This is a genomic window from Lysobacter niastensis (assembly GCF_015453285.1).
GTDB classification, from domain to species: domain Bacteria; phylum Pseudomonadota; class Gammaproteobacteria; order Xanthomonadales; family Xanthomonadaceae; genus Lysobacter_J; species Lysobacter_J niastensis.
The window spans coordinates 148,538-161,042 of the sequence record NZ_JADLZT010000003.1; the positions used below are offsets into that span (position 1 = coordinate 148,538).

Sequence of the window (12,505 nt, forward strand, 5' to 3'; positions counted from 1 at the left end):
GGGACCAGGCTCCGCAACCGGTGCCTGGTCCCGTTCGCAGCATCGGCGGATCAGTACGCCGCCAGCACCGTCACATTAGCCGCCGCAGCCACACCGACCATGCGCAGGTAGTACGTGCCCGGCGCCGGATTGGTCAGCGTCATGGCCTCTGCATTGCCCAGGCGTGCCGACGACATCAGGTAGCTTGACGTGGTGGGCACAACGTTGCGCGCGACGTACAGCGACACGTCGCCGGTGCCGCCGTAGCTGCGCAGGCTCAGACTGCGCACGCCGGCCGGCACCGTGAAGCTGTACAGGCTGCTCCCACCTGCAGTGACCGACTGGCCGGGCACCGGCAGGCGGTTGACCAGCGGAACCGTCAGGTCCTCCTCGCGCACGCCGGCGATGGCGACGGCCACCGCGGCCGGCGCATCGACGATGCCCGAGCCCACCGGCGTCGCCACCGGCGGCACGATCGCGAACGGCTTCACCTTCGCACGCAGCACCGCCTTGACCAGGTCCGGCGTCAGCGGCGCATGCCCGGCGCCGACCGAGGCGCTCTGCATCAGTGCGACCACGCCGGCCACGTGCGGCGCCGCCATCGACGTACCGATCTGTCCGCGCAACACGTCACCGCCCGGACTCGCTACCGGCGTGGTGGCACCGCTGTTGCCAAGCGACCAGATCCACGCCGTGTCGCCATCGGCGCTGGAGGTGGCATTGCCGCCCGGCGCGGACAACGCAACCCCCGCGCCGTAGTTGGAGAAGTACGAACGGCCGCCGTCGATGCCGGTGGCACCGACCGTGATCACGCCCGAGCAACCGGCCGGCGAGTAGCCCTTGACATCGACGTTGGCGTTGCCGGCCGCGACCACCACCGATACGCCGCGCGACAGCGCGCCATTGATGGCGTCCTGCGTGGCCGGATCCTCGGAGCAGGCGTAACCACCGCCCAGGCTCATGTTCACGACTTCCGCCGGCGTGGGGTTGGCGGGTACGCCGGCGACGGTGCCACCCGAGGCCCAGGTCAGACCGTCGGCGATGTCGGAAGTCAGGCCGCCGCAATGACCAAGCACGCGCACCGGCTGCACCTTCGCACCGTACGCGACGCCCGCCACACCGACGGCGTTGTTGGTGACGGCGGCAATCGTGCCGGCCACGTGCGTGCCGTGCCAGGAGCTGCTGGAGATGTTGCCGCCGCAGAAGTTCTCGTTGCCGGTGAGGTAATCGCCGGGGTCGTGCGCGTCCGCGTCGCGGCCGTCGCCGTCACCGGCGACGTCCGGATACACGACACCGTCCTCGGTCTGCCCGTACCAGCTGATGAAGTCGTAACCAGGCACGATGTTGGCGTTGAGGTCGCGATGATCCACGTAACCGGTGTCGATGACCGCCACGACGACGCCGTCGCCGGTGGAGCCATCCCACGCCGCCGGCGCGCCGATACCGGCGACCGGATCGGTGAAGTCCCACTGCAGGTCCGCGAAGCGCGGGTCGTTCGGGATCACGTCCTGCTTGTACTTGAAGTAATCGGGCTGTGCGTACGCCACCGACGGATCGCTGCGAAGTGCGGCGAGCAGTGCCGCGGTTTCCTTCGCATCGAGCGCGCGCGAACTGCGCATTGCTTCGGCCCCGGTGGCGAGACGGCGTACGCGGCTCATCGCCAGCGGTTTCGCCGCGCTACGCGTCGTGGCCGCGGCATGCACCAGACCCGCGCGCTTCGCCGCGGCGTTCGCCGACTGCTCGACCGTGGCTGCGCTGGAACGCGCCGCGGCACCGGCCTTGTACTTGACGATGAAACGGTTGAAGTGGGTCTGCGCCGGCTTGCGGTCCGGCGTGTAGGTGACGAGGGGACCGGTGGCGCTGCGTGGAGTGCGCTTGACGGCCTGGCTGACGTCGGCGGCGCCGGCGACGAGAACGGTGCTGCCAAGCGCGCCCATCAGGGCGAACTGTTTGATGAGTTTCATGGAGTGTCCTGTTTGAGAGGGCGCACCGCGCATCGCACGGTGCGCACAACCTGGGGTCAGAGGTCGAGACCGAAGCCGATGCCGGCCGAACTGTCGTCGTCGGTGAAGGCACCGCCGATGCTGAAAGAAGCACGGGTGCCGATCGGCTTGGCGTAGCCGACCGAAAGCGCGCTCTCGCCGTTCTGCCAGCCGGCGCCGACCGCCACGCGACCACGAGGGCTATGCGTGTTGGCCGCGTTGATCGCCATGCTCATCATCGCGGAGTTCATCGCGCCCATCTTGTCCAGGTGCTTGTCCTGCTGCGAGAAGCGGTTCTCGATGTCCTGGGTGAAGTCGCTGAACTGGTCGCTGAGCGTCTGGAAGCGCTGGTCGGTATAGGTGTTGGCCGATGACAGAGTGCGCGTGGCCGTGGCGTCGGTGTACTGGTTGGCGGTGGCCAGCGTGGCCGCATCGGCCACATCCATCTGCCCCTTGGTGGCGGCATCGGTCGTGGCCACGCCATTGGCCAGGTTGCGGATCTGCGTGCCATTGGCACCGGCCAGCGTCAGGCTTGCCTTCGTGCCGCCGTCGTAGGCGACGCCGTCGCCGCTCGCGGGCGGTTGCGGATTGGCCGGCGGCTCGGGCAGCTGCGGCTCGGGCAGATCGTCGATGGTGTCCTGCAGGCCGCTCAACCGGCTGTCCACCGCGGCGAGCGCCGATCCCACGTCGTTGTAGGCGGTTCCCTGGATCGAATAGGTCGGCGCGTTCAGCACACCGAACTGCATGCTGGCACCGCCACCCAGCGCCCCGGCGTACTGACCGAGCTGCCCGACGTTCACCGCATCGGTGGCTTCCGTACCCGCGGACACGTTGACGATCTGGCGCGTGAAGGCGGCAATCGTGGAACCGTCGCGGCGCATCCACGACTGCGATGCACCGACCGATACCGTGTTGTCGCGGTCGGTCATCGAGTTGGCGCCCAACGCGACGCTGCTCTCGCCCATGGTCAGGCTCTGGTAACCCAATGCCAGGCTGCCGCTGCCGAATGCATGCGCCTTCTCGCCAATCGCCACCGCGTGAGGCGGCTGCTCGGGGCCTTCGTAATCGAACGGACCGATGATGACGCCGCCGCAGTCCTGCGTCGCAGGGTCGCACGGCGGTGGCGGCTCCTTCCATGGCCGATCACCGCCGGTCAGGGCCTGATAGCCCAACGCGACACTGCCCTCGCCCCAGGTAAAGGTCTGGAAGCCGATCGCGACGGTTCCGGTGGATTGGGAGATGGCTGCGTTGCCCATCGCAATGGATTGGAAGCCCCAGCCCATCGCAAAAGCGCCCGCCGCGGTCGACTCGTCGCCGTGCGCCAACGTGCCGGTGCCGAGCGCGGTTGAGTTCCGGCCGCGTGCAGTCGATGCGCCGCCGATCGCCGTGGCGGCGTGAGCCGTGGCTTCTGCCTCGCTGCCGAATGCGGAGCTCAGGTAATCGCTTGCCAATGCGAAATTGCCGACCGCGGTGGCTTTGTCGCTGGCCTGCGCACGGTGGCCGATCGCCACGCTGAGAAAGCCGCGCGATTCCGCGCCGGGGCCGATCGCGACCGACACGGCGCCGTCGGATGCGGCACCGGGACCGAGTGCAGTTGACAGCACGCCGTCGGCGCGCGTCACGAAGGTCGCGGTGCCGTCCCACGGAGCCGGGCTCACTGCCAGCGTCGCCTCGGTGCCGATCGCAATCGCGCCGGCGCCGTTGCTGCTGGCGTTGTAGCCCATCGCCAGCGAAGCGAAACCACCTGCGTTGGAGCCGTAGCCCAATGCCGAGCTGTAATCGCCGGTGGCGGTGGTGCTGAAGCCAAACGCCGAAGCCCCCTGCCCAACGGACAGGCTCAATGCGCCGACCGCCGTGCTGTCGGCACCCAACGCCATCGCGCCATAGCCGAACGCCGCTGCGTTATCGGCGCCAGCAAAACTGGAGGCGCCCGCAGCAATGGCGTACGTGCCGGCGGTGGCGGCCGAATCGCTGCCGTCGCCGGCACCATCGGCCTGGAAGTAGTTTTCCGCCGACGCGGCATCGGCCACTTCGACGGTGTCGCCGCTCTCATCTGCGGCGGCCGTTTCAGTGGCGGCGGCCTTCCCGTTCGACACCGGCTCGTTCGCCATCACCGGCGTGGCAATGAGCAATCCCAGCGCCATTGCGAGTGCCGTGCGCACAGGCATGCCGTTACGTCCGGCATTCGTGTTCAGTGCAGACGCTAGCGTGGCGTCCGCTTTGTTCGATTTCCTCGTCCCGATCGTGCAAAGCATAGTCATCCAACCCTTTCGGCTGATTCCAACCATTCGCTTGAAATCGAAGGGCATGCAACGCCGCTGCGGCGTGCGTTCGTGATCGCCCCTCTCCCATGCCGCTTCCCCGGCGGTGCAATCGTTCCGTCGCGCGGCATACTCGGCGCCCGCAGTCCATGGAACGAACGGGACACTACGTTTCAGTTCAATGACTTGTCACGCACGCTGGCTGCGCTATTTCTTCCCTATTTCTCACGCTTTTTCCGGAACCTCGACCGCAGATGCCCTCCAACGACGACGCCATCGCCGCATTGCTTCGCCGGATCCGTGCTGCCATCGCACCTGCGATGAGATGGCTTTCGAACGTGCCCATCGAGGACCCCATCGATCGGCGCAATGCGCCCACGATGCAGCTGCTCTTCTTCGTGTTCGGCACGACGCTTCCGCTCAGCTGGGCGCGTCATCTGGCGTCGATCACGGAGATTCCGAAAGGCTGGCTGCTCATCGGCGCGATGGACATGGTCACTGCGGCACTGGCGTTCTGTGGCATCACAATGATCCGCCGCGGCCGCTTCCGGCATGCGGTGACGATGTTCGTATCGGCGCTGCTGGTGGCGCTGTTCATCGGCCATCTCGCGGTGGGTTTCCAGAAGCATGCGATCGACCAGACCTCGCAGATGCTGACGCTGTCCATCGGCGGCCTGGTACTGGGCCGGCGCGCGTTGTGGGGCGTGTTCCTGGCACTGATAGCGGCATTCACTGCCGGGTTCGGCATCGATGCACTGGAGGCGCACCGTCGCGGCGAATCCATCGAAATGGCGTTCCATTTCCTGCCTTCGGCGGCGTTCAGCTACTTCGTCGTCACGCTGGTGCTGGACCGCTGCATCACCGCGCTGCGTTCGAGTCTGTCGGAGTCGCAGGAGCGCGGTCGCGAGCTGAGCCGCGAGATCGCCGAACGCGAGCGCGCCCAGTCGCAACTCGTGCATGCCCAGAAGATGGAAGCGGTCGGCCGCCTCGCAAGCGGCGTCGCGCACGACTTCAACAACATCCTGGGCGTCGTCGTCGGGTACACCGAGGCTCGTCACCAGCTGGACGACACCGACGTCGGTATCAAGGCGGCCGCCTACGAGATGGCCGACGCGCTCGAAGGCATCGAGCACACCGCGAACAAGGGCATGAACCTGACACGGCAGTTGCTGTGCTTCAGCCGGCAGGACCCGTCGCGCCCGGTGATCGTCTGCGCGGGCGAAGCCATACGCGACATCGAGCCGATGCTGCGTCGATTGCTGCCGCGCTCGATCGGCCTGTCATTGGACGTCCCCGGCGAAGCCATGCCGGTACACATCGATCGTGGACAGTTCGAGCTTGCGGTGCTCAACATCGCCTCCAACTCACGCGATGCGATGCCCGCGGGCGGGAAGTTCCATGTCCAGGTGCGGCAGGCTGGGGCCTCCATCGAGATCCGGATGTCGGACGACGGTCCCGGCATACCGAAACAGATCATCGACCGCGTGTTCGAGCCGTTCTTCAGCACCAAGCCGGCCGGCACCGGAACGGGACTTGGTCTCGCCACGGCCCACGCCCTGGTGACCGCCGTCAAGGGACGCATCCACCTGGAAAGCGAGCCTGGACGCGGTACGACGGCCTGCATCAGTCTGCCGCTGGCCGCTTCCGAACCGGTGCCACTTGCCGCGACCGCCTATGCCTTGAGCACGTAGCCTTCGCCGTGCACCGCCGTCAGCGGCAGCGCTTCGCCGCTGGCGCCGCTGACTTTGCGGCGCAGGCGATGGATCAGCGAGTCGAGCCGGTGGGGGTCGAACTCGTGCGCATCGGAGGTGAGTGCGTCGATGATCTGCGCACGCGTCACCAGCCTGCCTGCCGCGGACATCAGGGGCTTCACGAGTCGCCGTTCGGTCTTGCTCAGCGCGATGCTCGTACCGGCGGGCGTCACCAGGCACCAGCCTTCGGCATCCAGGTGCCACTTGCCGCTGGAGCGGCGGAAACCGGCATTCGAGTGGCGGCCGATGCGGCGCGCCAGGCTGTGCAGCGTCGCCGCAAGCAGGCCGAGGTCGACGGGCTTGGAAAGATAGGCGTCGGCGCCCTCGACCAGTCCACGGATGCGCGCATCGTTCTCGGCGCGTCCGGTCAGCATGACGATGCCCAGGCGCGGGTCGCTGTCGCGCAACGACGCCGCCAGCTGGAAACCATCGGCGTCGGGCAGGCCGATGTCGAGGATCACGATGTCGGGTGGATCGGTCTGCAGGAGCTCGTGCAGCTCCCGCGCACTGCGCATCCCCACCAGGTCGAAGCCGTAGCCGAGCATGCGCGGCACCAGCACCGAATCGCGCAGCACGTCGTCATCTTCGACCAGCGCGATACGCAGGTTGTCGTAGGCGGAGCGGGATTCCATGGGCGGCCCGGACATGGGAAGGCCCGCATCTTACGATGCTCACGATGACAGCCTGGGCCTCATCGCTGGAACAGGCTGTGTGCGCGGCGGCGGCAAACCGGGCGGCCTGCGGCTTCCCGCAGCGAGGATGCGGCCAGTGGCGGCCGTCAGCTCGCGAGCAGTTCGATGACCTTGACGACCGCTTCCCGCCGGCGGCTGTTCACGCGACGCAGCCCGATCAGCGCGCGGCTTTCGAGTTCGTCGCGCGCATAGTCCTGGGCGGTCAGAGCTGTTTCGAGCGCCCCCGGCGACGGCTGCGACTCGCCGCGCCCCGTGGCCAGCCATTCGAAGTGCACGCCGGTTTCGCACGCGATCTGGGCCAGGTGTGCAACGCTGGGATGCGTACCGCTGTCGCGCTCCCACTGCGTCACCGCACTGCGCTGCACGCCGAGCCGGCGCGCCAGCTCGGCCTGGGTCAGGCCGGCGCTCACTCTGGCACGACGGATCCGCGACGACATGGAGAACATGATCCCCCCTGTGGAACGAGAAACATGGACGATGCACATTCGAGGACGGACGGCCTCGAAGGCCTTCTGCTTGCGTTCGCTACACTCGCGAGTCACACGCATCAACGTCGACCGATCCGGGCACGGGTCATGGCCTGTCGCATCGGGATGGCGACTTCCGGTCGCAGGGAATTCGGGAGAAAGCGCGCCAACGTCCGCGGAAACGCTTATGGCAGCGACGACGCCGCCATATGTGACCAGAAGACAGCACGTTGCCGACAGAAACGGTCGCCGTGCCACTCCCGAGCACCTTCCTATCATCAGGCAACCGTTGCGGCAGTTGATTCGCCACTCACCCGGCTGGAATCTGCGACAACATCGGCCGGCCTTCCGGGTCGCTGCCGGCGCCATCAAAGCCCGCCCGGGGCTGGCATCCCCGCCGCCGCGCCGCTAAACTGCCTTCCTTTCATGGGGCGGTAGCTCAGCTGGGAGAGCGTCGCGTTCGCAATGCGAAGGTCGGGAGTTCGATCCTCCTCCGCTCCACCATGAAATCAAAGACTTACGAGAAGCCGGCCTAGTGCCGGCTTTTTCGTGCCCGCACGGTACCGGCCATCGTGTTGAGGCACTGGTCGCGGCGGACTTATCGGGTGACGTCACTTCGGACGCGCAAAACCCGACCCTGCGGCACTGCCCTTTACGGCTTCCAATCCACCGCATAGTCGGCGAGGTACGCATCGACGGCGGCGCCGATGGTCGGGTACTGCGGGCCCAGGCTGTCGAGGATCTCGAACCGTCGCAGCTTGTCCTTGACCGGGTCCTTGAACTCGGCGAAGCGCAGCTCGACGCCCGCCTCGCTCAACGTGCGCTGCAGGTCGGCCAGCATGTCCGCCGAGGTTACATCGATGCCGGTGACCGGCTCGGCCGCGACGATGATCCGCCGCACCGGCGTCGGCGATTGCGCTATCGCCTCCAGCACGCGCTGGTGGAACAGCTCGGCATTGGCGAAGAACAGCGGCGCATCCCAGCGGAACAACACCAGGCCAGGCACCAGGCGTGCTTCCGGATAGCGGCGGATGTCGTGATAGCCGCGGATTCCATCGACGCGCCCCATCACGGCGTGGTGCGGCCGCCAGCCGTCCCAAAGGAATTCGATCACCGCGATGGCGACAGCGATGCCGATGCCGGGAATCACGCCCCAGACGGCCACGCCGACGAAACACGCAATCGACAGCCAGAACTCCCACGGCTGCATGCGCAGGATGCGACGCAGGTCGTTGAACTCGAACAGGCCGATCGCCGCGGCGATCACCACTGCGGCGAGCGCGGTGCTGGGCAGGTACTTCAGCAGGTTCGGTGCGACCAGCAACAGCGTGGCCACCGCCAGCGCTCCGATCACGCCGGTGAGCTGGGTCTTCGCACCTGCCGCTTCCGCCACCGGCGTGCGCGAGGAACTGCTGCTGATCGGAAACCCCTGAAACAGCCCGGCCGCCAGGTTTGCCGCGCCGAGCCCGATCATCTCCTGGTTCGGGTCGACCACCGTGCGGGTTTTGGCCGCGTAAGTGCGAGACAGCACGCTGGTGTCGGCAAACGCCACCATCGCCACGGCACAACCGCCAATCACCACCTGTGCGAGGTGGGCCGGTTCGATCCACGGCAACACGAACGAAGGCAGGCCCTGCGGCAGTGGGCCCAGCACCTTCACCCCGGCGCTCTCGTCCAGCCCGAGCACACCGACCACGACCGTGGCCGCCACCACCGCGATGAGCAGGCCGGGAAGGCGCTTGAAGCGCTTGAGCAGCAGGATCGCCATCAACGTGCCGGCGCCGACGGCCAACGCCACCCAGTTGGTCTGGCCGTCGAGAATGGCCCGGACGATCCGCACGATGTCGCGCAGCGGCCCCGTGCTTTCGATCTTGAAGCCGAGCAGCTTCGGCAGCTGGCTGATAAGCACCGTGAGCGCGATGCCGTTCATGTAGCCGTAGCGGATCGGTTTGGACAGCAACTCGGTGATGAACCCCAGCCGCAGCACGCCGATCATGATGCAGAACAGTCCCGACACCACCGCCATCAGGCTCGCCACCAGCACCGCGCGCGCCGGGTCGCCCGCGGACAACGGCAACACCACCGCCAGTATCACCGCGGCCAACGACGAATCCGGCCCCAGTACGAGGATGCGACTCGGGCCGAACAGCGCGTACGCGAGCAGCGGCACGATGGTGGCGTACAAGCCGTAGATGCCCGGCACGCCCGAGGCCGTGGCATAGGCGATGCCGACCGGCACCAGCATCGCGGTCAGCACCAGGCCGGCCATGAGATCGTTGGGCAGCCAGGCGGCCCGGTAGTCACGAATGGTCTGCAGTCCGGGTAGCCAACGCTTCCAGTCGTTCATGCGCGAGCTCCGCACGTAGCCAGGTGATGCCGTTCGCGGCGATGGGTCGGCAACGCAGCCCGGGCGGCGCGTGCGCGGGCCCAGCGGGATCAGTATCGCTCTTTGATGTAGTTGAACGGATAGTCAGGCTCGACGTAATCGCCGCGCTTCTGCCGCTTTGGCAGGCGCACCTTCTCGCGTGCGAGTTCCTCGTAGGGGATGTGGTCGAGCAGGTGCCGGATGATGTTGAGCCGCCCGCGGCGCTTGTCGTCGGTGCGCGCAACGTACCAGGGTGCCTGCAGCGTGTCGGTTGCCTCGAACATGTCGTCTCGCGCGCGCGAGTAGTCGTACCAGCGTCCATACGACTTCAAATCCATGGGCGAAAGCTTCCACAGCTTGCGTCCGTCGGTGATACGGTCCTTCAGGCGCTGCGTCTGCTCATCCGCGCTGACTTCCAGCCAGTACTTGAGCAGGATGGTCCCGGAGTCGATGATTGCTGCTTCCACTGACGGCACCATGCGCAGGAACCGGCGCACGTCCTCCTCGCTGGTGAACCCCATCACGCGCTCGACCCCAGCGCGGTTGTACCAGCTGCGGTCGAAGATCACGATCTCGCCGGCCGCCGGCAGGTAACGCATGTAACGCTGGAAGTACATCTGGCTTTTTTCGCGCTCGGTTGGCGCCGGCAACGCCACCACGCGGAACACGCGTGGGCTCACGCGCTCGGTGATCGCCTTGATGACCCCGCCTTTCCCGGCCGTGTCGCGCCCCTCGAACACGACGCAGACCTTCTCCTTGCTGGCGGCGATCCACATCTGCAGCTTGACCAGCTCGACGTGCAGCTTGTCGAGTTCGGCTTCGTACTCCTTCCGCTTCATCATCTCCGGCGGAGCGGCGGGGTCGTCGTTGTGTTTGCGTGCTTTCATGTCGCGGCTCCGCTTTTTCGCCATGACGGCCCGCCTCGCCTGCGGTTGCCGATCGCTCGGCACCACCGCCAACCGGCGGCCTCGGGATACCCACTCATGGGGAAGCGCCCCGACAAGCCTGTTCCCCTGCAAGCCATTCTGCGCCGCGCCTGCCGGGCCCGGCGTGATGGTGGTTTCACGCGGCGCGGCCTCTTCTCCGCCTGCTCGAAGGCCTGCAGCATCGTGATGTCGGTTGGCCCGTTCCTCCGCAATCGGTTCTCCTTGCGGGAGCTGCGCGCGATGAGTCGGCGTTCCAGTGCGGCTCATCGGGCTGCGCCACGACGACGGCTTGGCTCCGGGACCGGGCGACCTTCGTTCAGCAGTTGATACAATCGTCACGACAGCTGCAGTCGGATGCGCCCGGCCGCACGGGTGAAGCCACGCAAGGCCTCCCCGGCGACTGTAAGCTATTGATCCAAAAGCATGGCCCCGTAGCTCAGCTGGATAGAGCGTCCCCCTCCTAAGGGGAAGGTCGCACGTTCGAATCGTGTCGGGGCCGCCATTTCCCCTAGGAGCTAGCTAATGACCCACCCCGTGCTCGCCGCACTCGGCCTGAACGACAGCGAATCCGGCACCTATCTCGGCAGCGGCCAGTGGTCGCAGACCCGCGACGCCGGCGTGCTGGAGCCGATCAATCCGACCACGGGCGACGTGCTGGGCAAGGTCTACGCCTCCTCGCAGGCCGACTACGACACCATCGTCGAGCGCGCCCAGGCCGCCTACAAGGTGTGGCGCACCACCCCGGCCCCGCGCCGCGGCGAGGCGATCCGCCTGTGTGCCGACGCCCTGCGCAAGCACAAGGACGCGCTGGGCTCGCTCGTCGCGCTGGAAATGGGCAAGTCCAAGCCTGAGGGCGACGGCGAAGTGCAGGAAATGATCGACATCGGCGACTTCGCCGTCGGTCTGTCGCGCCAGCTCTACGGTCTGACCATGCATTCCGAGCGCCCAGGCCACCGCATGTACGAGCAGTGGCACCCGATCGGCATCGTCGGCGTGATCTCGGCGTTCAACTTCCCGGTCGCGGTGTGGGCCTGGAACTCGTTCATCGCGGCGATCTGCGGCGACATCACCATCTGGAAGCCGTCGCCGAAGACCCCGCTCTCGGCGATCGCCTCGATGAAGATCTGCAACGAAGCCCTGCGCGCCGGTGGCTTCCCGGACATCTTCTACCTGTTCAACGACGCCGGCACCGAACTGGCATCCGGCTTCGTCGACGACAAGCGCGTCCCGCTGATCAGCTTCACCGGCTCGACCAAGGTCGGCCGTATCGTCGGCGAGCGCGTCGCCCGCCGCATGGGCCGTTCGCTGCTGGAACTGGGCGGCAACAACGCGATCATCGTCGACCCCAGCGCCGACCTGAAGCTGGCGATCCCGGCGATCGTGTTCGGCGCGGTCGGCACCGCCGGCCAGCGCTGCACCACGACGCGCCGCCTGTTCGTGCACGAGTCGATCTACGCCGACGTGCTGGGCAAGCTGGTCACGGCGTACAAGCAGGTCGAGAAGAAGATCGGCGACCCGACCGACCCGACCAACCTGATGGGCCCGCTCAACAGCAGCGATGGCGTGCAGGCCTACCTCGACGCCGTCGAGAAGGCCAAGGCATCGGGCGGCAAGATCGAGACCGGCGGTGCAGCGATCGAGGGCAAGGGCAACTTCGTCCTGCCGACGATCGTCACTGGCCTGGCCAACGACGCCGAGATCGTCCAACACGAGACCTTCGCGCCGATCCTGTACGTGATGAAGTACCGCGACCTGGACGAAGCCATCCACCTGCAGAACGACGTGCCGCAGGGCCTGTCGTCGGCGATCTTCACGCAGAACCTGAAGGCGGCCGAGGCTTTCCTGTCGGCGGCTGGTTCCGACTGCGGCATCGCCAACGTCAACATCGGCACCTCCGGCGCCGAGATCGGTGGTGCGTTCGGCGGCGAGAAGGAAACCGGTGGTGGCCGCGAGTCGGGCTCCGACGCGTGGAAGGCGTACATGCGCCGCCAGACCAACACCATCAACTACTCTGACTCGCTGCCGCTGGCACAGGGCATCAAGTTCGACCTGTAAGCTCGAACCTCCATTCCCGCACGCGAC

8 protein-coding genes and 2 tRNA genes are annotated in these 12,505 nt (G+C 66.9%); 4 read left to right on the forward strand and 6 right to left on the reverse strand.

Translation table 11 applies throughout. From position 1 onward, the window contains the following. Positions 1–50: 50 nt before the first annotated feature. Both IU514_RS05750 and IU514_RS05755 read right to left on the reverse strand, forming a co-directional pair. On the reverse strand, positions 51–1,943 hold the full coding sequence (locus IU514_RS05750; protein WP_194930144.1) for a S8 family peptidase: 1,893 nt from the start codon (positions 1,941–1,943) through the stop codon (positions 51–53). A gap of 56 nt (positions 1,944–1,999) precedes the next feature. Next, positions 2,000–4,129 (reverse strand): hypothetical protein, encoded by a 2,130-nt coding sequence (locus IU514_RS05755; RefSeq protein ID WP_194930145.1) that lies wholly within the window; start codon positions 4,127–4,129, stop codon positions 2,000–2,002. A 347-nt stretch (positions 4,130–4,476) separates the two neighbouring features. Between IU514_RS05755 and IU514_RS05760 the strand changes: the two genes are divergently transcribed. Beyond that, entirely contained in the window at positions 4,477–5,913 is a 1,437-nt protein-coding gene (locus tag IU514_RS05760; RefSeq protein ID WP_194930146.1) for a sensor histidine kinase, read from the forward strand. On the opposite strand, the gene IU514_RS05765 is transcribed toward IU514_RS05760, so the two are convergent. Continuing rightward, positions 5,895–6,605 (reverse strand): response regulator transcription factor, encoded by a 711-nt coding sequence (locus tag IU514_RS05765; RefSeq protein ID WP_194930147.1) that lies wholly within the window; start codon positions 6,603–6,605, stop codon positions 5,895–5,897. The two genes, IU514_RS05760 and IU514_RS05765, sit on opposite strands and share 19 nt — an antisense overlap. Before the next feature lie 146 nt (positions 6,606–6,751). Then, a complete protein-coding gene (locus IU514_RS05770) occupies positions 6,752–7,111 on the reverse strand; it encodes a helix-turn-helix domain-containing protein (protein ID WP_194930148.1) in 360 nt (119 codons plus the stop codon). A gap of 449 nt (positions 7,112–7,560) precedes the next feature. On the opposite strand from IU514_RS05770, the gene IU514_RS05775 reads away from it, so the two are divergent. Continuing rightward, positions 7,561–7,636, forward strand: a tRNA-Ala gene (locus IU514_RS05775). Positions 7,637–7,784: 148 nt separating this feature from the next. Here IU514_RS05775 and IU514_RS05780 read toward each other — a convergent pair. Continuing rightward, on the reverse strand, positions 7,785–9,479 hold the full coding sequence (locus tag IU514_RS05780) for a SulP family inorganic anion transporter (protein ID WP_194930149.1): 1,695 nt from the start codon (positions 9,477–9,479) through the stop codon (positions 7,785–7,787). Positions 9,480–9,568: 89 nt separating this feature from the next. Then, positions 9,569–10,384 (reverse strand): polyphosphate kinase 2, encoded by an 816-nt coding sequence (gene ppk2, locus IU514_RS05785; protein ID WP_228760523.1) that lies wholly within the window; start codon positions 10,382–10,384, stop codon positions 9,569–9,571. A 464-nt stretch (positions 10,385–10,848) separates the two neighbouring features. Between ppk2 and IU514_RS05790 the strand changes: the two genes are divergently transcribed. Both IU514_RS05790 and amaB read left to right on the forward strand, forming a co-directional pair. After that, a tRNA-Arg gene (locus tag IU514_RS05790) sits at positions 10,849–10,925 on the forward strand. A 20-nt stretch (positions 10,926–10,945) separates the two neighbouring features. Further along, positions 10,946–12,478: an L-piperidine-6-carboxylate dehydrogenase gene (gene amaB, locus IU514_RS05795; RefSeq protein WP_194930150.1), complete on the forward strand. Its 1,533-nt coding sequence runs from the start codon at positions 10,946–10,948 to the stop codon at positions 12,476–12,478. Positions 12,479–12,505 lie beyond the last annotated feature (27 nt).

Excerpts from the sequence above, each read along its gene's own strand:
- IU514_RS05765 (WP_194930147.1), bottom strand. The coding sequence starts at position 6,605 with ATGGAATCCCGCTCCGCCTACGACAACCTGCGTATCGCGCTGGTCGAA.
- IU514_RS05750 (WP_194930144.1), bottom strand. The coding sequence starts at position 1,943 with ATGAAACTCATCAAACAGTTCGCCCTGATGGGCGCGCTTGGCAGCACC.
- IU514_RS05760 (WP_194930146.1), top strand. The coding sequence starts at position 4,477 with ATGCCCTCCAACGACGACGCCATCGCCGCATTGCTTCGCCGGATCCGT.
- amaB (WP_194930150.1), top strand. The coding sequence starts at position 10,946 with ATGACCCACCCCGTGCTCGCCGCACTCGGCCTGAACGACAGCGAATCC.
- ppk2 (WP_228760523.1), bottom strand. The coding sequence starts at position 10,384 with ATGAAAGCACGCAAACACAACGACGACCCCGCCGCTCCGCCGGAGATG.
- IU514_RS05755 (WP_194930145.1), bottom strand. The coding sequence starts at position 4,129 with ATGCCTGTGCGCACGGCACTCGCAATGGCGCTGGGATTGCTCATTGCC.
- IU514_RS05780 (WP_194930149.1), bottom strand. The coding sequence starts at position 9,479 with ATGAACGACTGGAAGCGTTGGCTACCCGGACTGCAGACCATTCGTGAC.
- IU514_RS05770 (WP_194930148.1), bottom strand. The coding sequence starts at position 7,111 with ATGTTCTCCATGTCGTCGCGGATCCGTCGTGCCAGAGTGAGCGCCGGC.